Source organism: Aquimarina megaterium XH134 (assembly GCF_000520975.1).
Classification (GTDB): Bacteria; Bacteroidota; Bacteroidia; order Flavobacteriales; family Flavobacteriaceae; genus Aquimarina; species Aquimarina megaterium.
On record NZ_JACB01000003.1, the window covers coordinates 20,817 to 42,564 of the forward strand.

Sequence of the window (21,748 nt, forward strand, 5' to 3'; positions counted from 1 at the left end):
CATATGTTGTATGTTCTATAAGTAAATCTTAATTTCGCGCTGACTATGCAAAAGTATGGTCTTTTGGACTAAAATACAGGGGGTTAAAATATAATTCATGAACGCGAAACAACTAGAACATCTTCGTTCTTCAACAATACTAGTAACAGGTGCAGCTGGGTTTATAGGGTCTAATCTTTGCGAAGCACTTTTAGAAATTGGAAGTACTGTAATAGGATTAGACAATTTTGCAACGGGACACCAAAAAAATATCGATCCACTTTTAAAGAATTCTAACTTTACTTTTATTGAAGCAGATATCAGAAATCTTGATGACTGCTGTAAAGCATGTAATGGGGTTGATTTTGTGTTACACCAGGCCGCATTAGGTTCTGTACCGAGATCAATTAATGACCCTATTACGACTAACGATGTTAATGTAGGAGGATTTCTTAATATGCTGGTAGCCTCTAGGGATGCAGGGGTAAAACGTTTTATCTATGCTGCAAGCTCTTCGACATACGGTGATTCTGAAGCTTTGCCTAAAGTAGAAGAAAAAATAGGGAAACCATTATCACCCTATGCCATAACCAAATATGTTAATGAGCTGTATGCCGATAATTTTAAAAGAACATATGATTTAAATACAATAGGATTACGATACTTTAATGTATTTGGTCGTAAACAAGATCCTAATGGAGCATATGCTGCAGTTATTCCAAAATTTGTAATGCAGTTTATGAAATATGAATCTCCGGTAATTAATGGGGATGGCTTATTCTCAAGAGACTTTACCTATATTGATAATGTAATCCAAATGAACTTATTGGCAATAGTTTCTGATAATGAAGAAGCTATAAATAATGTTTATAATACAGCATACGGAGAAAGAACAACACTGAACGAATTAACGATTTTGTTAAAAGAATATTTATCTACATATGACGCTGCTATTGCAGACGTAGATATTGTATACGGACCAGAACGTAAAGGTGATATACCGCATTCTTTAGCATCTGTAGATAAAGCAAAAACACTTTTGGGGTATGCTCCAAAATTTGATATCAAATCAGGATTAAAAGAAGCTGTAAAATGGTATTGGAAACATTTAAAATAGACTCTAAATTTCTAGTAAATAAAGAATAACTATGCAAAATATTAAGATTGCCATCATTGGATTAGGATATGTAGGGTTGCCTTTAGCCAGGTTATTTGGAACCAAATATCCAGTAATAGGTTTTGATATCAATGAAAAAAGAATCAAAGAATTACGTTCGGGAACCGATTCTACCTTAGAAGTAGAAGATGAATTATTAAAATCGGTATTAAAGGATAATAGTGGTTTGGATAAAAAAGGACTTTATTGCTCTTCTGATATAGAAGATATAAAAGGTTGTAATTATTATGTAATCACCGTACCTACTCCGGTAGATAAAAATAATAGGCCCGATCTTACACCTTTGTATAAGTCTAGTGAGACTGTTGGCAAGGTATTAAAAAAAGGAGATATTGTCGTTTATGAATCTACAGTATATCCAGGAGTTACCGAAGAAGAATGTGTTCCCGTACTAGAACAAATAAGTGGGCTAAAATTTAATGAAGACTTTTTTGCAGGATACTCACCAGAACGAATCAATCCGGGAGATAAGAAACATACAGTAGAGAAAATTCTGAAAGTTACAGCGGGGTCTACTCCAGAAGTTGGGAAAAAAGTAGATGATTTATATGCTTCTATTATTACAGCAGGAACTCACCTTGCCCCAACTATAAAAGTGGCAGAAGCAGCAAAAGTTATCGAAAATTCACAAAGAGATATTAATATAGCTTTTGTTAATGAGTTGGCTAAGATCTTTAACTTAATGGATATAGATACCAATGATGTATTAGAAGCAGCTGGAACCAAATGGAATTTTCTTCCCTTTAAACCAGGGCTTGTAGGTGGTCATTGTATTGGTGTTGATCCATATTACCTGGCTCAACGTGCACAAGAATTTGGATATCATCCAGAAATTATTTTGGCAGGACGTAGATTAAATGATAGTATGGGACAGTATGTATCATCAGAAGTGATTAAGCTTATGGTGAAACATGATATTCATATAAAAGGTGCTAAGGTATTGGTGCTCGGTGTGACATTTAAAGAAAATTGTCCCGATGTGCGTAATACAAGAGCAGTTGATGTTATTAGACAATTAGGCGATTTTGGAACCGATGTTACCATATATGACCCATGGGCAAATCCTGCAGAAGTAATGCATGAATATAACTTGGAAACAACAACTGATTTACCAAAAGAAAAATATAATGCAGTAGTATTAACAGTTGCGCATAAAGAATTTTTAGATATAGATTTAAAATCTATGCTTTTACCAAACGGTATTCTATACGATGTTAAAGGAATACTGAAAGAAAAGGTACACGGAAGATTATAATAAAATAATCAATCGGTAGCATAACAAAATAACAACTTAAGACCAATTATTTTGAGTCAATTAAAAAAAGGGGCATTACTAACTTATCTAAAGATTTTCCTTACTAATGTTATAGGTATTGTGATTACACCTTTGATCGTTAGTTATTTGGGAAAAGATGAATATGGTATTTTTAATGCAATAGGAGCATTAATAGGTACCATTGCTCTTTTGGATTTTGGTCTTACCAATACAGTTGTTCGGTTTATAGCTAAATATAGAGCAGAAAAAGATAGAAAGGGAGAAGAAAATTTTTTAGCCACCATCGGAATATTATATTTTGTTATTTCTCTACTCGTTATTATTCTCGGAATTGTTTTCTATTTCTTTATAGACTCATATTTTACCAAGTTTAGTATCGAAGAACTCAAAATAGCCAAAGTAATGTTTGTTATTTTGATTTTTAATCTGGCAATTCAACTTCCGGGAATGATCTTTACAGGAATTTGTAAAGGATACGAAGCATTTGTATTTCCAGAATCTGTTAGTGTTATCAGATACCTTTTAAGATCAGTGACAGTAGTAGCTGTACTTTTTTTAGGAGGTCGCGCTATATCGTTGGTAATAGTTGATTCGGTATTTAATATTCTTACCATTTCGGTATCTGCTTATTACGTGATTAAAAAACTTAATGTACGATTTAAATTGCATAAACTCTCTAAAGCATTTATCAAACAGATACTAAAATATTCTAGTTGGATTTTTGTGTTTTCTATTGTAGGAATGTTACAGTGGAAATCTGGTAGTTGGGTGTTGGGGGCTATGAGTGTACCAAAAGTTTTAGGTATTTATGGCATTGGAATCGCCCTTGGAACCTATTACGGAGCTTTTTCTACCGCAATATCCAGTGTTTTTTTACCTAGAGCAACACAAATGACAGTAAGAAATGCAACAGGTGAAGAGTTAACCGATATGATGATCAAACTAGGTAGGTTGTCTTTTATTGTACTAATGTATGTACTTAGTGCTTTTATATTGTATGGAGAACAATTTATTAATTTATGGGTAGGAGGAGAGTTAGAAACCGATGGTAGGTATAATACGCAAGAATGTAGAGAGATATACAGTATTGCCTTGATCATCATGATAGGATATACTTTGCCATTACTGCAAGCATTTGGGAATTCTATTCTCGAAGCAAAAAACAAATTGTCTTTTAAAGCAATTCTATATCTTGTATTTATGATTTTAGGTGCTGTACTGGGAGGATTTCTGGCAATAAAATATAGCGCATTAGGAATGATCTCTGGGTTGGTCGCAGGATGGTTAGTCGTACAAAATGTGATGAATTTTTATTATCATAAAAAAATAGGCTTAAATATCTTTCGGTTTTTTAAAGAGTTATTTCGTAAAACATTATTGGTCGTATTTGTTGTGATTTTTATTGGCTATTTTATTAATTATATTCCTGGAGATGGATGGTTGAATTTTGTGATAAAAGGAAGTGTATATACTGTGATTTTTGGGATACTTATGTATTTTGTAGGAATGCTTAACTACGAGAGAGAATTATTTTCAAAACCAATAGCTGCAGTACTAAAACGAAAATAAATTGTAATGGGAAAACTAACACTTGATACAATATCATATTCTGACGAAGGAAAGAAAATCGTTTACGATTATTCTGCCGAGGTTAATGTGCAGAAATATTTGGTGCAAGATAAGCCGCTTTATTCTACATATGGTATTGATGTAAGTAATGTGCCTGATAGTATAGCAGTAATCCCGTTTTTGTCTAATATTATGCCTATCGCATGGTATGCAGGATTTACTGTTGAGGTAGAAGAAGTTGATGAAGATTTTTATAAAGCCCTAGAACTAGTACACAAAGAGTTTCTAAAGAGAGATTCATTACATACAGTAAAAGGTAAATTAGAAGCTAAAAAACTCATTAAAAACAAAATCATAGGAGATAAATCATCTATGTTGTTTAGTGGCGGAGTAGATGCTTATGCAACGTATATAAGAATTTTTGAAAAGAAACCCGATCTGATAACAATTCATGGAGCCGATATTGAGATAGATGACCATTCTCAATGGGAAGATTTTACCAACTTTATTGAGACAGAGAAACTATTAGAAAAAAATAATCAAGAATATATAGAAACAAATCTTAGAGAATTTTATACCTATCAGGTAGAACTTCTGCTTAAAGATATAGGATGGTGGGGCAAAGTGCAACACGGCCTTGCTCTAATTGGTTCATTGGCACCATTGTCGTTTATATACAAATATTCTTCTATCTACATAGCATCATCATACACAGATCATATTGATATTGATTGGGGATCTACTCCAGAAATAGATGAAAAGATTACATGGGGAGGTGGAGTAAAGGTATTTCATGACGGATATGAACTAAAAAGGCAAGATAAAGTAGATTTGATAGCACAGTTTGCTTCGAATACCAATAATAAGTTTAAACTTAGAGTATGCTATTCTGAACTAAGAACAGAGTTTAATTGTAGCAATTGCGAAAAATGTTTTAGAACAATCTTAGGACTTATTTTAAATGGAAAGAATCCTAATGATTATGGTTTTAATGTCGATGAGACTGTATATGACAAATTTTATCAAGTATTAGAAATCGGTTCAGGAAGCAAAGGAGTAAAATACTTTTGGTGGGAACTCATGGAGAAAGCAAAAAATACAGATCAGTTTTATGTCTTTAAGGATAAAGAAGAAGAAACTTCTCAAATCAATAAAATTAGAGATGGTAAGATCGATCAACTTTTAGAACAAAAAATAAATACCTCTAACAAAGGAAAACAAAGGATTAGGTTTATTATAAGAAATAAATTTCCCTGGTTACAAAAGTTATATAGAAAAATAAGATACTAAACAAAACAAAATTTAAACGTATGAAATACGGACTACTGACATATGTTGAGAATAAGCGGTTTTTTAATGTTGGAGACAATATTCAAAGTTTGGCTGCAAAACAATTTTTACCAAACATCGATGTTTTTCTAAATAGAGAGAAATTAGGCGATTATAAAGGAGAGCCGGTAAAACTTATCATGAATGGTTGGTTTACTCATAATACTCATAATTGGGTTCCTTCAGAAGATATTGATCCAGTATTTGTTTCTTTTCATATGAACAATACAGCTGCACCTGCAATGCTTAGTGAAAAAGGAATTGCTTACCTAAAAAAACACGAACCCATTGGATGTAGAGATCAGTTTACTGCAGATACATTAAAAGCTAAAGGAATTGATGCCTATTTTACAGGTTGCTTAACCTTAACCTTAGATTCTTATAAGGTTGATGATAGTGAACGAGGAGAGGATATCTATATTGTAGACCCTTTATATAGCTACCCCAGACCTGAAAAAGTTTTTTATAGTGCTAAACATACTATAAAAAATATCCTTAACGGTACTGTTTTTCAATTAAATAAAAAGAATAAACATCTTAAAAATTTTATCAGTAAAGATATTTTAGACAAAGCAGAATTCATTAATCAAGAACCACCTTCTAATCAATATTCTGATGAAGAAAAGTTCGAAATGGCAGAAGCACTTTTACGTAAATATGCAAAAGCTAAACTGGTTATTACTTCTAGAATTCACTGTGCATTACCATGTTTAGCCTTAGGTACTCCCGTAATTTTTGTAAATGGTTTTGATAGTTTTGTAGATTCTTGCCGATTTGATGGGATTTTAGAACTCTTTAATCGAATTGATATCAATAGTAAAACAGGAGCGTTTACAACTAATTTTAATTTAGAAGGGAAAATAGACAAAAATACTTCAGTGCAGAACCTTGAAAAACATCATGAATTAGCAAATGCATTAAAAGAAAAGGTAAGAAACCAATTAAATAAATAAATTTTCCAAAGGGGCTATGGACAAAAGTGTTAGTAATAAGATACGTATTCTTTCTTTCTATTCTATTTTTATGGTAGTGGTTTGCCATGCTTATAATTTAACGAATTTGAGCATCGAAACCAATAGAGAGGTAGTTTATTATATTGAGTACTTATTTGCTTTAGAATTATCAAACATCTTTATACCGATGTTCTTTTTTATCTCGGGTTTTCTTTTTTTTAGAAATCATGACCTATCGGTATTTACATTTAAAAGAAAGATTAAAAATAGGTTTAAAACACTGGTGATTCCTTATTTTTTGTGGTGTGGATTGTGGTTTTTAATTGTATATGCTATCCAATTTATCCCGATGCTGTCTCATTTTTTTGAAGAACCATTGCATCAAATGCCTTTATGGAAACAAGCATGGTTGGCATTTGTTGATCCTATAAATTATACATTTTGGTTTATTAGAGAACTCATATTTTATATTTGGGTAACACCACTTATTTATCTGGCAATAAAATATTTAAAGTTTTATTTCTTGATTTTTTTATGTGCCTTACTCTTTTTAGAACAACCTAGCTTGTTTTATGCTAATAATGTTTATTTATTTCAATACCTGGGGTTGTTTTCTTTTACCTGCGGAGCATATACTTCTATTACAAAACTTAACATAATATCAAATTTTAAGACATCAACACATATACTGTCGGTAGTAATCTGGGGTATATGTATTTTCCTTAATTTTTATGTTCGTGATGCTTATGAAGAAACACATATGATTGCTATACTCTGTAAACGAATAACCATGTTTGTTGGATTTTTTACAGTTTGGACAATGTATGATTTTATTAATAAAAGGTATGAACTTACAAATAAACCACTTTATGGGTATCGTTTTTTTATATATGCAGCCCATGGTGTAGCATTAACCTATTTTACTAAGATATATGTAAAATACATTGGAGAAAATGATATTATTTTACTGATATTATTTTTTATAAGTTCAGTATTAGCAACCTTGGCTTGCGTATGGTGTGCAAAGTTGCTTCAAAAAACAACACCAAAAGTATATGCACTTTTAACAGGAAGTAGATAAATGATTAAACTACTCTACATAACTAATAAAACATTTGGCCCAGGAGGTTTAGAACGTGTATTATCTATTAAAGCCAGCTATCTGGCTGATCATTTAGATTATGAAGTGCATATCGTAACATTAGATCAGGAAGATGAAGAAATGTTTTATGACTTTAGTCCAAATATCATTCATCATGATATTGTTACTAGTAGCAATCCGATTCGATTTTTGCGAAGCTATGTAAAAGGACTTAGAAAAGTTGTAAAAGAGATTAATCCTGATGTAATCTCTGTATGTGACGATGGTTTAAAAGGGTTTTTAGTACCATTATTGATCGGGAAACCATGTTCGATGATTTATGAAAGACATGTGTCTAAAAATATCGAGATTAAAAGTGTTACCCCATCCTTGAAAAGTAGGATGTTTACAAAACTGAAATTCGGACTTATGAATTTTGGAGGAAAAAAATATGATCATTTTGTAGTATTAACCAATGGGAATTTAAAAGAATGGAATTTTAAAAACCTTAAAGTAATTCCTAATCCATTGTCGTTCTATCCCGAAGGACAAAGTACATTAAATAATAAAAAAGTATTAGCTGTAGGCAAACAGAGTTACCAAAAAGGATACGATAGATTATTGCAAAGCTGGAAATTGGTTACAGATACATATCCCGATTGGACATTAGATATTTATGGAACCATCAATGCAAATGAAAGGTTAGATAAAATAGCTAGTGATCTAAAAATAACAGAAAAAATAAATTTTTACGAACCCGTAAGAAATATAGCCGACAAATATCAGGAAGCTTCAATTTATGTAATGTCTTCTAGATATGAAGGTTTTGGAATGGTTTTAACCGAAGCAATGGCGTATGGTGTTCCTTGTGTCTCATTTGATTGTCCTCATGGACCATCAGATATTATTTCAGATAAAGAAAATGGTATTTTGATTGAAAAAGATAATATAGAGGATTTCGCAGAAGGTATTATGTTTTTGATACATAATGAAGAAGATAGAAAAAGAATGGGCGATAAAGCCCGAAATTCAGTAAAACGATATCTCCCAGAATCTGTTGTAAACGAATGGGATCAATTGTTTGTTAATCTAACGCGTAAGAATTAATGAAAAATATTTTACTAATCATACCGTATGGCGGTGTTGGAGGGATGGAAAGATTAGCATTTTCTTTTTATAACTTTTATAAAAAAGAAGGGCATTTTGTAAAAGCGGTGAAATTTATAAAACTCCAAAATGATATCATTAATTTTGATGAAGACGAGTTGTATTTTTCAGATCGTGATTTTAGCGAGATGTCAAAAGCCGAACGATTAAAATTCTATGTTTCGGTTCCTTATAAGCTTAGAAAAGTAATCAAAAAACATAAAATCACACATTCGATTGCATTTGGCGCTATGCCCAATGTTTATAGTTCATTAACTTTTACCAAAGATTATAAGGTAGCCAGTATTCATGCATTAAAAAGTGTTGAGCTTAGTAACAACTCCTTACTAAGTAAAATGACCAGATTTGGTTATAAGTATACCTATAAGAATTTAGATAAAGTAGTTTGTATTAGTAATGCGATTAAAGAAGATTTAATAGAAAAATGTGATTTTAAATTTGCCAACAAATTAACGGTTATATACAACCCTCATGACGTCGATGAAATACAAAAACGATCGTTAGAAGATATTACAGAAAAAAATGAAGTAGCATTATTAGCATCGAATTCTGTACTTTTTATAGGAAGATTATCTACGCAAAAGTCCCCGTGGCACTTGATAAAAGCATTTTCTTTGGTGATAAAAAATATGCCAGATGCAAGACTCATTTTTATTGGCGATGGAGATGCAGGAGTATTAAAACATCTTGAAAACTTAATCGATGACCTTGGTATAAATGAGTATATAAGTTTCTTAGGAAGAAAAAAGAATCCATATAAATATTTAGCTAATGCAAAAATGTTAGCGTTGGCTTCTCATTATGAAGGTACTCCTAATGTAATTGTAGAAGCAATGTGTTTAGCTACTCCGGTTGTTTCTTCTTGTTGTACGTATGGTATTGTAGAGTTGATGAGTCTTCATGCTCAAAAAATTGAAGATAAAATGGTAGAAGTAGAAGCCGGGATAATTACTCCAAACTTGTATAAAGATAAGCTTGGAATTCCTTTGACAGATGAGTTTATCGATGAGGAATATGTACTTGCAGAAGCGATAGAATTAGTACTAAAATCTTCTAAATACAAACAAAATTTAGAAGCTAATAAAAATGAATTATTAGTAAAATTTAATTTAGAAAGAGTAGCTAACGAGTATTTGAGTTAAGACAACAGCAGTATAGTAGAACCACTGTGATGTTATTATTAACCTAATAATAAATTGAAATGAATTTAGTTTTTGACATACAAAAATCTATAGAAAATAATTATAATAATAACGCTTTTTACTTTGGTGATACTTATTATAGTTATAAAGATTTTGCTCAGGTAATATCAGATATAAGAAAAGAGATTCAATCCTCAATAAAAGAGAACGAAATTAACATTGGGCTAATTACTAATGATGATGTTCAAACCTATGCTTCAATAATCGCTTTATGGATGGAAGGTAAAGCCTATGTACCACTAAATCCAGAATTTCCTATTAGCAGAAATAGTACAGTTATCGATCAAGCAGATATTAAAACTATTCTTGATTCCTCAGAGACTAAAGTCTTCACCGAGTTTAATGTTATTCTTACAAAGAAATGTGATACTTCTGAAATTGACTTAACACCGGTAGAAGTGACTAAGGATGATCTTGGATATATATTCTTTACTTCTGGTACAACAGGAACTCCAAAAGGAGTTCCCATTACTTTTGAGAATCTATCTGGTTTTATGGATGCATTCTGGGAATTAAATTATACCATTACAGATACAGATAGGTGTTTACAAATGTTTGAGTTGACATTTGATTTATCGGTAGTATCATACTTGGCCCCAATACTCAAAGGTGCCTGTATATATACAATACCAAAAGACGAAATTAAATACAGCTATATATTTGAATTAATGGAAGATCATGAGCTAACTTTTGCATTAATGGTTCCTTCTATACTTCATTATTTAAGACCTTATTTTGATGAAATCGATTGTCCGGCTATGAAATACAGCCTTTTTTGCGGAGAAGCTTTACCCTTAGATGTCACCGAAGAATGGAGTAAATGTGTCCCAAATGCTACAATTGCTAATGTATATGGCCCTACAGAATGTACTATATTTTGTACCGATTATACTTATATAAGAAAAGGGGATAACAAAACGCATAATGGCGTTTTGACGATTGGTAAGGATATGAAGAATACCAAAACTATTATTGTCGATGACGATAATAACGAAGTGAGAGAAGGAGAAAATGGAGAGCTATGCTTAAGTGGTATACAGCTAACTCCTGGGTATTGGAAAAATGAAAAAAAGAATAAAGAAGTTTTTTTTACCAAAAAATATGGCGGAGAAAAGACAAGGTTTTATAGAACAGGAGATTTGTGTACTGTAGATAGTGATGGAGATATACTATATTTGGGTAGAGTTGATTTTCAGGCTAAGATTCAGGGGTTTAGAGTAGAATTATCAGAAATTGAATTTCACGCTAAAGCAGCTTTAGATAAATTAAATGTCGTAGCCATCGCTTTTACAAATAGTATCCAGAATACAGAAATTGGATTGGTAATAGAGGCTACAGAATTTGAAACAAAACAACTGTTGGATGATTTAAAAACTAAACTTCCGCAGTATATGGTTCCTACACAAATCAAATTTATTAATAGTTTTCCTTTAAATACAAATGGAAAGACAGATAGAAAAAAATTAAATAAACTATTCAGCTAACATTAGAGAGCTAATTATATTATTATGGAAGTAGATGTAATAAAGAGTAAAATAAGTGATGCATTGGTATCTATATTAGAACATGATAACTTTGAGTTGCATGATGAATTAACAGCAAAAGATGTAGATGGTTGGGATTCTCTATCGCATATGATGATTATCACCAAAATCGAAGAAGAATTTAGTATTCGGTTTAAGCTAAGAGATCTTAATAAACTAAAAAATTTGGGTTCACTAGTTTCGGTAATTCAAAATAAAATTTAATTTATAAGAAGTGGTTTTTAATTCATTAGATTTTGTTGTCTTTATAATTCCGGTATTTTTATTGTACTGGCTGGTTTTTAATAGATCCAAAGTATATCAGAACATCTTTTTGTTAGGAGCAAGTTTGTTTTTTTATACATGGGCAGATTGGAGGTTTTTGGCCCTACTAATTGGTAGCACACTTATTAATTATTATTTGGGATTAAAAATCTTTCGCACTCCTGAAGATCGTAAAAAAAGCATTTTCTTATATATCGGTTTAGTATTTAATGTTGGGCTTTTGCTGTATTTTAAATATTTTAATTTTTTCTATGAAGGGTTTTATGAAATTTTAAATGCTTTTGGAAGTGAATCGACATATAACTCTCTGGTAATATTACTACCATTAGGGATTAGTTTCTTTACATTTCAAACTCTTGGATATCTAATAGATGTTTATAATGAAGAGATAGAACCAAGTGAAAATCTTTTAGAGTTTTCTGTATTTGTAACGTTTTTTCCTAAAATTCTTTCTGGTCCTATAGAAAGAGCGTCGAGTTTAATTCCACAAATTCAAGAAAAAAGAGTTATCTCATATGAGGTTTCAGTAGATGGATTACGTCAAATATTATGGGGATTATTCGCTAAAATTGTTGTTGCAGAAAATTGTGCATTAATAGCCAATCCGATTTTTAATAATTATGAAAATGAATCAGGTAGTACATTACTTTTAGGAACTTTTTTCTATGCCATACAATTATATGCCGATTTTTCTGGGTACTCTAATATGGCGATAGGTGTTTCTAAGCTATTTGGTATACAATTAATGCGTAATTTTTCTACTCCGTTTTTTTCGACGAATATTAGCGATTTTTGGAGAAAATGGCATATGTCGTTAACAACATGGATGATGGATTATGTGTTTACTCCATTATCATTTACTTTAAGAAGACATCAGAAAAAGGGATTAATCATCTCAATAATTACCACTTTTGTTTTAGTCGGGTTCTGGCATGGGGCTAATTGGACATTTGTTGTTTACGGATTATTACACGGTATTTATTTTGTACCATTAGTGTTTTCTGGAAAGATGAATACATCAGAAATTGTAGCAAAAGGAAAAATGCTTCCTTCTGTAAAAGAAATTATTAAAATGATCCTTTTGTTTGTTTTAATTATGCTTACCGATGTTTTCTTTAGGGTAGAAAGTGTTTCTGTAGGATTTGAATATCTGCAAGGGATTTTTTCTTTAAGTATTATTGATTTGCCTTCTGTGCTATTTACGTCTACTACATTAATTACTATTGCACTAGTTGGTTTTTTTATGTTGATAGAATGGATAAACAGAGAAAAGAAACATGATTTTGAGATAGGTAATTATAATATTTATCTTAGATGGATTTCTTATATATCCATTTTTGTTTTGATATTAATTTTTGGAAAAAGTGCTGAAACATTTATATACTTTCAATTTTAAATGATTATGAAACGATTACTTTTAAAGTTGTGTCTTTTCTTTATTTGCTGCTTGGCAATAACCACTTTTGTGTTAGTAGAATATGGAGGAAATGTAGATTATTTTTATCAAAAATTTACTACCCCAAAAGCTGTATCTATGGTGATAGGAGATTCTAGAAGTATGCAAGGGATACAACCAAGAGTGATAAACGAAAGGTTAAAAGAATTAAAATATGAATTACCCATTTTTAATTATAGTTTGACAATTGCAGAAACTCCGATTGGCCCTTTATATAATAAAAGTATAGGAAAGAAATTAGATGAAACTTCAGAAAATGGAGTTTTTATTATTTCGGTTACACCATGGATGTTTGGATCTGATAAGAATAATGATAATAATAAAGGAGAATTTAGAGAGGCAGATAGACCGCCTCATAATATGAGATTTGTTAACATGAATCCTAATTATGAATACCTTTTCAAAAATTTAACTTATTTTCATTTTAAAGCGCTTTTTAGAAAAACATCAACAATGCATAAAGACGGGTGGCTTGAAGAAAATAACTTACCTACAAATCCAAAAGTTTTTGATGAATGGAAGAAAAGGCAAGGAAGATTATTTGATAAAATGATAAGGAATTATGAAGTTTCTTCTTTGCGATTAAACAGTTTGGATGTTTTAATTAAAAAGTTAAAGAAACATGGTAATGTTTATATGGTACGTATGCCTATTGATCTTGATTTTGTAGCTGTAGAGAATTCATTTTATAAAAATTTTGATAAGGATATGAGTACCGTAGCAACATCTAATCAAATAGAGTACTTTAATTTTAATGTATCGAGTACGCATACAAATTTTAAAACCTATGACGGTCACCATCTGGATAAGCACGGAGGGTTAGAGTTTACTAATATACTTTGCGATTCTATTATAAGAAGTGCAAACACTGTAAAATAAGATAGTATATGAAATCAATACTTATAGCCATTTATAAAATATTTCTTATTCCACACATATTTGTATACAAATTGAGTAAAAATAGAAATAAGATCGATATGGATATAGAGCGGTGGGCCTCTGTAAAAGGAATGAATATGAGTAAAAATGCGTTACTTCTTGATTTTTTGGCAAATTCACCAGATTTTAGAACTATATTTTATTTTAGAACGAGAAGTTTGGTGTCACATATTCTTAACCTATATTGTAGAAAACAGAAAAATTTTATTATTGATATTACTACCAAACTGGGAGGAGGAGTTATTACAGGGCATCCATATTGTACAATCCTAAATGCCGATGCCATAGGAGATAATTTCTATGTAAATCATTTGGTAACCATTGGAGAGGAAAAAGGAAAAAGGCCAACTATAGGCAATAATGTATCTATTTATACAGGAGCAATTGTAATAGGAGATATTACTATAGGAGATAATTGTGTTATTGGAGCTGGTAGTGTAGTCACCAAGAGTATACCCGATAACTGTACCGCGGTGGGTAATCCTGCTAGAATACTGGATAAGAAATAAGAAGAGTTATGAAACAAACAATAAAATAAGAGAGTATGTTTGATTTTATTCCAGTAGAACAATATTTTCCGGTATATATAAATTTATTTCTTTTCCTGGTTTTATTTACTCTTTTACATACTCGTCTATTAAAAATAGATGACCCAAAAAATATTGGGTTTATTAATATAGCTGGTTTCGTGTTAATGGCATATATAATATTATATATGGGACAAAGACCATTAAGCGGTAAGTTTTTTGGTGATATGAGAACGTATACCAGGTACTTTAATTACTATAGATTAGGAGGAGTAGTAACATCAGATACAGATGTGCTTTTTCACCTATATATGAAAAGTTTGTCTTATGTGGCTTCTTCTCGTACATTTTTTACTGTCACAGCAGCAATATATGTATTACCCTTATATAGAATTTCTAAACAACTTTTTAAGGAGTATTGGTATTACGCGTTTTTAATGTTTGCGGTTTCTTTCTCCTTTTATACGTATGGAGTAAATGGTATTAGAAATGGGGCTGCTACATCTTTATTTTTATTAGGAGTAAGTTTTAGAAAAAATACGATAGCTATGATACTTTGCTTTTTGTTATCGGTTTCTTTTCATAAAACGATGTCACTACCTATAATAGCTTTTACCATAACAAGATTCTATAATGATCCCAAAGTGTTTCTAAAAGGATGGTTAGCCTGTATTCCGCTTTCATTGGCAATGGGAGGTTTTTGGGTGTCTATTTTTAGTAGCTTGGGGTTTGATGATAGACTTTCTGATTATTTGACAGCTCAGGCAGAAGAAGGTACTTTTGCCAGTACCGGTTTTCGCTGGGATTTTTTATTTCATAGCGCATTTGCAGTTTTTGCAGGGTGGTATGTTATTTATAAGAAAAATTTTGAAGACCCCTTTTATTTTAGACTTCTAAATACTTATCTAATTTGTAATGGATTTTGGATTTTGGTAATCAAAGCAAATTACTCTAATAGGTTTGCTTATTTATCATGGTTTATGATGGGATTAGTTGTCATTTACCCATTTCTTAAAGAACGATTTTTTAAAGATCACCATTTTATGATAGGAAAAATAACACTTGTTTATTTTATGTTTACCTATGCTATGTATTACGTATATTCTGGATAACAAATTAACCAATAAAAAAGTATGAAATGAGCCATAACAATTAATGTGATACTAACCGAGATGTTCAATGGCGAATTCCATCTGACAACTAAAAAACAATAAAAAAGAACAGATGAAAACGATTACAGTATTTACTCCTACATATAACAGAGCGTATTGCTTACATAAATGCTATGAAAGCCTTATTAAACAATCAAATCAGGATTTTGTATGGCTAATTATTGATGACGGCTCTTCTGATAATACCAAAGAATTGGTAACGTCCTGGATTAATGAAAATAAAATAGATATACAGTATCACTATCAAAAAAATCTGGGAATGCACGGGGGGCATAATGCGGCCTATAGACTTATTGAAACTACACTTAATGTTTGTATTGATAGTGATGATTTTGTGGGAGAGGAAGCAATTCAAAAAATACTGGATTCCTGGGAAACCATTAAAGATAAACCAGAATATGCAGGTTTGGTTGGATTAGATGCAGACGAAAGCGGAGCTATTATTGGAACCAAAATTCCAGAAGGGATTAAAGAAACTACAATGTATGAGTTATATAATACTCATAAAGTATTGGGGGATAAAAAACTGGTATATAGAACCGAAGTAGTCAAGAAATACCCTCCATATCCAATTTTTGAAGGAGAACGTTTTGTTCCACTTGGATATCTATATCAATTGATTGATCAAGATTATAAGCTATTACCAGTTAACGAAGTTTTTTGTGTGGTAGAGTATATGGTGGATGGCTCTAGTATGAATATGTTAAAACAATATCGACGACACCCCAGAGGTTTTGCATTTTCAAGAAAGAGCAGAATGCAATTGGCAACAAACTTTAAGGATAAGTTTAAAAATGCAATTCATTATGTATCAAGTTCATTGTTTATAAAGAATGGTTCTTTTTTAAAAGAATCTCCAAAAAAAATCACTACTATTCTCGCAATTCCTTTCGGAATAGTACTAAATCTCTATATAAGATATAAAACTAAAGAAGGAATTTAATGGGGCCAATTAGAGTATTACAGATTTTTACTATTATGAATCGGGGAGGAGCAGAATCCATGATCATGAACTATTATCGTAATATAGATAGAGATAAAGTTCAGTTTGACTTTTTGGTACATCGAAAAGGAAATGCGGCTTTTGATGATGAAATCAAAAGTTTAGGAGGAAAAATCTATATCATGGATCCAATTAACCCTTTTTTTCCAAAAGAATATTATCATAAACTTAGAATATTTTTTAATGAACATAAAGGGTATACAATAGTACATTCTCATTTAAATACATTTAGCAGTTTTCCTCTAAAAATAGCAAAAGAGTTTAATATCCCTTGTAGAATTGCCCATGCACATACTGCGTTCGAAAATATTAAACTTAGAAATTTTGTACCTAATAAAGAAAACATCACAGAAACGATAAAAAAACTTATAAAATTTAGATTGAGAAAAAAGGTGAGCACCTATGCTACCCATCGTTTTTCATGTGGAGAAAAAGCTGGGCAATGGCTTTTTGGTAAAAAGAATGATTTTTACACAATGAATAATGCCATAGATACCAAAAAATTTGTCTACAACCCTGATACAGATACGAAATATAGAAAGGAATTGAACCTAGAGGGTAAAGTATTAATCGGGCATGTGGGACGTCTTAATAATGCAAAAAATCATTCATATTTACTTCGAATATTCGCAAATATTCTGGAAAAAAGACCAGATTGTATTTTAGTACTTGTAGGAAATGGAGAATTACAACAGGCTATAGAGCAAGAAATTGATGATCTGGGAATTCAGGATCAAGTTAAAATGTTAGGGGTTAGGTCTGATATTTCAGAATTGCTTCAGATGATGGATATTTTTGTTTTTCCTTCATTTTATGAAGGCCTTCCTGTTACTTTAATTGAAGCTCAAGCTGCAGGACTTAAGATTTTGGCATCCGATACGATTACTCAAGAAGTAAAACTAACCGATGATATCGAATTTGTTTCGATTCAAAAATCAACTAGTTTTTGGGTACATAGGATATTCGATATTTTACCATATAAAAAACAAGATAACAGCGATAAAATCGCAAAAGCAGGGTATGATATCGGATCTAATACAGAAAAAATACAAAACTTTTATCTAAATAATAAATAGTTATGGGAAATATGCAGGACAAGATTTATGAACAATCTCCGCATTTTATACAAAATTGGATTGTTTCTATTTATAATCTTTTAGCATATAAAAAAAGGTATTCTGGGAAATATAAATATTTCCTGAATGCGTATTTACAAAAAAGAAATTTGTCATTAGACGAACTGAAAGAGTTGCAAATTGAAAAATACAAAGAGCTTGTATTACATACAAAAAATCATTCTGAGTATTATAGAAATATTTTCTCTACGATAGAGTCTCCCGAAGATCTTGCTAATATAAAACAACTGCCAATAATTGATAAAGAGACCTTAAGGAATAATCTGTCAGATATTTATACAGTTGAAAAAAGCGAAGGTATACTTTCTAAAACAGGGGGTACAACTGGGAAATCTTTAGAAGTAGTATATACTCACGACGATATACAGGAACGATTTGCACTACTCGATAATTTTAGAAATGAATTTGGATACAAACTCGGTAAGAAAACAGCGTGGTTTAGTGGTAAAAATCTTTTAAATAATAGAGATCTGAAAAAAAACAGATTTTGGAAAACAGATCATATCCATAAAGTGAGATATTACTCTACGTTTCATATCCATGGAAAATATCTAAAACATTATATTAACGATCTGATGACGTATAAGCCTCAATATATGGTTGGTTTTCCTTCAACGATGTATGAAATTGCAAAGTATGGAGTAGCTCATAATATAGATTTTCCTGCAAATATTATAAAGGCAATATTTCCAACAGCAGAAACAATCACAGACGATATTAGAGATGTTCTTGAAAATTATTTTAAAACAAATCTATACAATCAATATGCCTCTTCTGAAGGAGCTCCATTTATTTTTGAATGCAAAAATAAAAAGCTACACATGGATTTAAAAAGTGGAGTTTTTGAAGTTTTGAATGAAAATAATGAGCCTAGTAAAAAAGGAAGACTTGTAGTAACTTCTTTTACTACTTATGGTACCCCGTTAATACGATACGATATAGGTGATCAAATTGAGTTAGCAGATGATAATGATACATGTAATTGTGGGAATAATAATCCATTAGTTAAAGAAGTTTTGGGACGTATCTCAGATTATATATATTCTGAAGAAATTGGTAAGATTAATCTTGGTAATATCTCTAATTGTTTAAAAGGAGTAAAAGGAATTATTAAATTCCAAATTCAGCAAGATGTAATCGATAGCCTTTTGGTTTTAATAGAGAAAGATGATCAAATATACTCACCTGAGTATGAAAAGGTGTTTTTAAAAAACTTAAGAGATCGTGTCGGATCTAGTATTGCTATTGATTTAAAGCATGTTGCCGAAATACCAGTAGAGAAAAGTGGAAAATATAGATTGATAAAAAATAACATTAAAGAAGAAATTGGTAGCTAATGTGATATAGCTGGTAAGAATATAGTGTTGTTGTGATAACAGATAATTATATTATAAAATGATCAAAGTTTTACAGGTTTTTACGATGATGGATAGGGGAGGTTCAGAATCTATGATTATGAACTATTATAGGAAGATAGATAGAGAAAAAATTCAGTTTGATTTTCTGGTACATAGAAAAGAGAAATGTGATTTTGATGATGAAATTGAAAGCCTTGGAGGAAAAATTTATAGATTATCACCAATAAACCCAATATTTCCGGGAAAGTACTATGAAGAATTAAGAGCATTTTTTAAAACCCATACAGAGTACACTATTATTCACTCTCATCTCAATACATTTAGTTGTTTTCCTATTAAAATAGCTAAAGAGTTTACTATTCCGATTAGGATTGTTCATGCACATATTGCAATTGAAAAAATTAAATTTTCAGACCTAGTCCCTAGTAAAGAAAACCTTATCGATACGGTTAAAAAGTTGATAAAATTTCGATTGAAAAACAAAAATCGTAAGGATGCTACTCATTATTTTTCGTGTGGAGATAAAGCGGGTCGATGGCTTTTTGGTAAAAACACAGAATTTTTAACCATGAACAATGCTATTGATACCGAAAAATTTGTTTTCGACCCAAAAACAAGAAAAGAATACAGGAAAGAACTGGGAGTTGAAGATAAATTTGTGATCGGCCATGTTGGAAGATTGGATACTCAAAAAAATCATGTATTCTTAATACAAATATTTGCCCGTATTATAGAAAAATACCCCAATGCTAAATTGATGCTTGTTGGGGAAGGCCCCTTGAGAGAGAAAATTGCTGCTGAAGCCAAACGTCTTGGTGTAGAGGATGACGTTATGATTTTAGGAGTTCGATCAGATATCCCAGAATTATTACAAGCATTTGATTCTTTTGTATTTCCTTCGTTTTATGAAGGGCTACCAGTAACACTTATCGAAGCTCAGGCAGCCGGACTTAAGATTTTTGCTTCTGATACTATTACAACCGAAGTAAGTTTAACCAATGATATCGAATTTTTGTCAATTAAAGATACTGCAGAATTTTGGGCAAATAAAGTGGTAAAAGCAATGTCATATACCAGAATAAATAATAAACCTCAAATCGTTAAAGGAGGATATGATATTATTTCGAATACAAAACGAATTGAAGAATTTTACCTTCAACAAATAAACCATTAATTCTTATGCTAAAATCAATATAGATATATGCTTTTTAATTCGATAGATTTTTTCGTATTTCTTTCTTTAGTTTTTATAGGCTATTGGTTCGTTACGTATAAAAGTCTAAAGATGCAGAATGTATTATTACTTCTAGCTAGCTATGTGTTTTATGGTTGGTGGGATTGGCGTTTTTTGTCTTTGATAGCATTAAGTACGATTATTGATTATACAGCGGGGTCTCGAATATATGGGTCTAAAGAGGTTTCGGTCAAAAAGAGATGGCTTTGGGTAAGTATTGTGTTTAACTTGGGAATGTTAGGTTTTTTTAAGTACTATAACTTTTTTATAGATTCCTGGATTGATCTTTTTGCTTCTGTAGGTTATGAACTTCAAAGTACATGGACATTACAAATTATTCTGCCTGTTGGTATTTCGTTTTACACTTTTCAGACATTATCATACTCGATAGATATTTATAAAGAAAAGTTACAACCCACTAAGAATTTTATTGCTTTTGCTGCATTTGTAGCTTTCTTTCCGCAGTTAGTTGCAGGACCTATAGAAAGAGCGACAAATCTGGTACCACAGTTTTTAAAGAAAAGAACGTTTACATACCAAACTTTTTCTTACGGAATAAAGTTAATGATTTGGGGATTCTTTCTGAAATTGGTTGTAGCAGACAGAGCAGCTATTTATGTAAATGCGGTATATAACAATACAGAAAATCATGATGGCTTAAGTTTTATTGCAGCAACAGTATTGTTTGCATTTCAGATTTATGGGGATTTTGCTGGGTATTCGTTAATTGCTATAGGAACATCCAAACTTTTTGGGTTTGATTTGATGACCAACTTTAGGCGGCCCTATTTTTCGGCATCAGTAAGTGAGTTTTGGACCAGGTGGCATATTTCATTATCAACATGGTTTAGAGATTATTTGTACATACCGTTAGGAGGAAATCGAGTAGCAAAACCAAGGTGGTTATTTAATCTTTTTATTACGTTTTTAATTAGCGGATTATGGCATGGAGCGAATTGGACCTTTGTAGTTTGGGGAGCTTTAAACGGCCTCTATCTTATTGCAGAAGTTCTTGTATTCAAGAAAAGAAGAAAAGGAGTATTTAATGTATTGCTCACATTTATATTAATCAATTTTGCCTGGGTGTTCTTTAGAGCAAATAGTATTGAAGATGCTTTTTTTATTATAAAAAAAATCTGTACGGCGCCAGGAAGATTATACATAGGGAGCGGAGATGATATTACTGCCTCATTATATGCAACCTTGGCAATTGCTATTCTGGTCGTAGTAGAATTGAAAAAAGAATACTTCAATACTATGTTTTCGATTTCTAATCATAAGTATGAATTTGTACGATTAACAGGATATGCTGTTTTGATTTATATAATTATGTACTTTGGAGTATTTGGTAAAAGTCAGTTTATTTATTTTCAGTTTTAAAT

The 21,748-nt window shown here is 31.2% G+C and carries 19 protein-coding genes; all 19 read left to right on the top strand.

Features of this window, described 5'->3' with window-relative positions:
- The first annotated feature begins 97 nt into the window (after window positions 1–97).
- The 19 genes from Z053_RS0102930 to Z053_RS0103020 all read left to right on the top strand — a co-directional run bounded on the left by Z053_RS0102930 (window position 98) and on the right by Z053_RS0103020 (window position 21,746).
- Complete coding sequence (locus Z053_RS0102930; protein WP_025663535.1) at window positions 98–1,096, top strand: SDR family oxidoreductase; 999 nt, start codon at window positions 98–100, stop codon at window positions 1,094–1,096.
- A 31-nt stretch (window positions 1,097–1,127) separates the two neighbouring features.
- Complete coding sequence (locus Z053_RS0102935) at window positions 1,128–2,411, top strand: nucleotide sugar dehydrogenase (protein WP_025663536.1); 1,284 nt, start codon at window positions 1,128–1,130, stop codon at window positions 2,409–2,411.
- A gap of 51 nt (window positions 2,412–2,462) precedes the next feature.
- Window positions 2,463–4,001 (top strand): oligosaccharide flippase family protein, encoded by a 1,539-nt coding sequence (locus Z053_RS0102940; protein WP_025663537.1) that lies wholly within the window; start codon window positions 2,463–2,465, stop codon window positions 3,999–4,001.
- A 6-nt stretch (window positions 4,002–4,007) separates the two neighbouring features.
- The gene (locus Z053_RS0102945; RefSeq protein ID WP_025663538.1) at window positions 4,008–5,291 is read left to right on the top strand and encodes a hypothetical protein; all 1,284 of its coding nucleotides are present in this window, start codon (window positions 4,008–4,010) and stop codon (window positions 5,289–5,291) included.
- Between the two features lie 20 nt (window positions 5,292–5,311).
- On the top strand, window positions 5,312–6,283 hold the full coding sequence (locus Z053_RS0102950; protein WP_025663539.1) for a polysaccharide pyruvyl transferase family protein: 972 nt from the start codon (window positions 5,312–5,314) through the stop codon (window positions 6,281–6,283).
- A 16-nt stretch (window positions 6,284–6,299) separates the two neighbouring features.
- Window positions 6,300–7,364 (top strand): acyltransferase family protein, encoded by a 1,065-nt coding sequence (locus Z053_RS0102955; protein ID WP_025663540.1) that lies wholly within the window; start codon window positions 6,300–6,302, stop codon window positions 7,362–7,364.
- Window positions 7,365–8,471, top strand: coding sequence for a glycosyltransferase family 4 protein (locus Z053_RS0102960; RefSeq protein ID WP_025663541.1), 1,107 nt, complete (start codon window positions 7,365–7,367; stop codon window positions 8,469–8,471). It abuts the gene before it with no gap.
- A complete protein-coding gene (locus Z053_RS0102965) occupies window positions 8,471–9,673 on the top strand; it encodes a glycosyltransferase (RefSeq protein ID WP_025663542.1) in 1,203 nt (400 codons plus the stop codon). Before Z053_RS0102960 ends, Z053_RS0102965 begins: the two co-directional genes overlap by 1 nt.
- Window positions 9,674–9,732: 59 nt before the next feature.
- Window positions 9,733–11,217 carry an AMP-binding protein gene (locus Z053_RS0102970; protein WP_025663543.1) on the top strand — a complete coding sequence of 495 codons (1,485 nt, stop codon included), beginning with the start codon at window positions 9,733–9,735 and terminating at the stop codon, window positions 11,215–11,217.
- 24 nt (window positions 11,218–11,241) lie between these two features.
- Window positions 11,242–11,481, top strand: a complete 240-nt coding sequence (locus tag Z053_RS0102975) for an acyl carrier protein (RefSeq protein ID WP_025663544.1) — start codon at window positions 11,242–11,244, stop codon at window positions 11,479–11,481.
- Between the two features lie 10 nt (window positions 11,482–11,491).
- Window positions 11,492–12,937 carry an MBOAT family O-acyltransferase gene (locus Z053_RS0102980; protein WP_025663545.1) on the top strand — a complete coding sequence of 482 codons (1,446 nt, stop codon included), beginning with the start codon at window positions 11,492–11,494 and terminating at the stop codon, window positions 12,935–12,937.
- Window positions 12,938–12,943: 6 nt separating this feature from the next.
- A complete protein-coding gene (locus Z053_RS0102985) occupies window positions 12,944–13,876 on the top strand; it encodes a hypothetical protein (protein ID WP_152538251.1) in 933 nt (310 codons plus the stop codon).
- 8 nt (window positions 13,877–13,884) lie between these two features.
- Window positions 13,885–14,445, top strand: coding sequence for a serine O-acetyltransferase (locus Z053_RS0102990; protein WP_051475981.1), 561 nt, complete (start codon window positions 13,885–13,887; stop codon window positions 14,443–14,445).
- A gap of 35 nt (window positions 14,446–14,480) precedes the next feature.
- Entirely contained in the window at window positions 14,481–15,575 is a 1,095-nt protein-coding gene (locus Z053_RS0102995; RefSeq protein WP_025663548.1) for an EpsG family protein, read from the top strand.
- A gap of 112 nt (window positions 15,576–15,687) precedes the next feature.
- Window positions 15,688–16,578 carry a glycosyltransferase family 2 protein gene (locus tag Z053_RS0103000; protein WP_025663549.1) on the top strand — a complete coding sequence of 297 codons (891 nt, stop codon included), beginning with the start codon at window positions 15,688–15,690 and terminating at the stop codon, window positions 16,576–16,578.
- On the top strand, window positions 16,578–17,714 hold the full coding sequence (locus tag Z053_RS0103005) for a glycosyltransferase family 1 protein (RefSeq protein WP_025663550.1): 1,137 nt from the start codon (window positions 16,578–16,580) through the stop codon (window positions 17,712–17,714). Before Z053_RS0103000 ends, Z053_RS0103005 begins: the two co-directional genes overlap by 1 nt.
- A 2-nt stretch (window positions 17,715–17,716) precedes the next feature.
- Complete coding sequence (locus Z053_RS0103010) at window positions 17,717–19,111, top strand: phenylacetate--CoA ligase family protein (RefSeq protein WP_035094865.1); 1,395 nt, start codon at window positions 17,717–17,719, stop codon at window positions 19,109–19,111.
- Window positions 19,112–19,169: 58 nt separating this feature from the next.
- On the top strand, window positions 19,170–20,306 hold the full coding sequence (locus Z053_RS32120; RefSeq protein ID WP_025663552.1) for a glycosyltransferase family 1 protein: 1,137 nt from the start codon (window positions 19,170–19,172) through the stop codon (window positions 20,304–20,306).
- Window positions 20,307–20,417: 111 nt separating this feature from the next.
- A complete protein-coding gene (locus Z053_RS0103020) occupies window positions 20,418–21,746 on the top strand; it encodes an MBOAT family O-acyltransferase (RefSeq protein ID WP_323753639.1) in 1,329 nt (442 codons plus the stop codon).
- Window positions 21,747–21,748 lie beyond the last annotated feature (2 nt).

What these genes read in the sequence shown, in the direction of transcription:
- Z053_RS0102930 (WP_025663535.1), top strand. Translation starts at nt 98, where the DNA reads ATGAACGCGAAACAACTAGAACATCTTCGTTCTTCAACAATACTAGTA.
- Z053_RS0102935 (WP_025663536.1), top strand. Translation starts at nt 1,128, where the DNA reads ATGCAAAATATTAAGATTGCCATCATTGGATTAGGATATGTAGGGTTG.
- Z053_RS0102945 (WP_025663538.1), top strand. Translation starts at nt 4,008, where the DNA reads ATGGGAAAACTAACACTTGATACAATATCATATTCTGACGAAGGAAAG.
- Z053_RS0102950 (WP_025663539.1), top strand. Translation starts at nt 5,312, where the DNA reads ATGAAATACGGACTACTGACATATGTTGAGAATAAGCGGTTTTTTAAT.
- Z053_RS0102955 (WP_025663540.1), top strand. Translation starts at nt 6,300, where the DNA reads ATGGACAAAAGTGTTAGTAATAAGATACGTATTCTTTCTTTCTATTCT.
- Z053_RS0102960 (WP_025663541.1), top strand. Translation starts at nt 7,365, where the DNA reads ATGATTAAACTACTCTACATAACTAATAAAACATTTGGCCCAGGAGGT.
- Z053_RS0102965 (WP_025663542.1), top strand. Translation starts at nt 8,471, where the DNA reads ATGAAAAATATTTTACTAATCATACCGTATGGCGGTGTTGGAGGGATG.
- Z053_RS0102970 (WP_025663543.1), top strand. Translation starts at nt 9,733, where the DNA reads ATGAATTTAGTTTTTGACATACAAAAATCTATAGAAAATAATTATAAT.
- Z053_RS0102975 (WP_025663544.1), top strand. Translation starts at nt 11,242, where the DNA reads ATGGAAGTAGATGTAATAAAGAGTAAAATAAGTGATGCATTGGTATCT.
- Z053_RS0102985 (WP_152538251.1), top strand. Translation starts at nt 12,944, where the DNA reads ATGAAACGATTACTTTTAAAGTTGTGTCTTTTCTTTATTTGCTGCTTG.
- Z053_RS0102990 (WP_051475981.1), top strand. Translation starts at nt 13,885, where the DNA reads ATGAAATCAATACTTATAGCCATTTATAAAATATTTCTTATTCCACAC.
- Z053_RS0102995 (WP_025663548.1), top strand. Translation starts at nt 14,481, where the DNA reads ATGTTTGATTTTATTCCAGTAGAACAATATTTTCCGGTATATATAAAT.
- Z053_RS0103000 (WP_025663549.1), top strand. Translation starts at nt 15,688, where the DNA reads ATGAAAACGATTACAGTATTTACTCCTACATATAACAGAGCGTATTGC.
- Z053_RS0103005 (WP_025663550.1), top strand. Translation starts at nt 16,578, where the DNA reads ATGGGGCCAATTAGAGTATTACAGATTTTTACTATTATGAATCGGGGA.
- Z053_RS0103010 (WP_035094865.1), top strand. Translation starts at nt 17,717, where the DNA reads ATGGGAAATATGCAGGACAAGATTTATGAACAATCTCCGCATTTTATA.
- Z053_RS32120 (WP_025663552.1), top strand. Translation starts at nt 19,170, where the DNA reads ATGATCAAAGTTTTACAGGTTTTTACGATGATGGATAGGGGAGGTTCA.
- Z053_RS0103020 (WP_323753639.1), top strand. Translation starts at nt 20,418, where the DNA reads ATGCAGAATGTATTATTACTTCTAGCTAGCTATGTGTTTTATGGTTGG.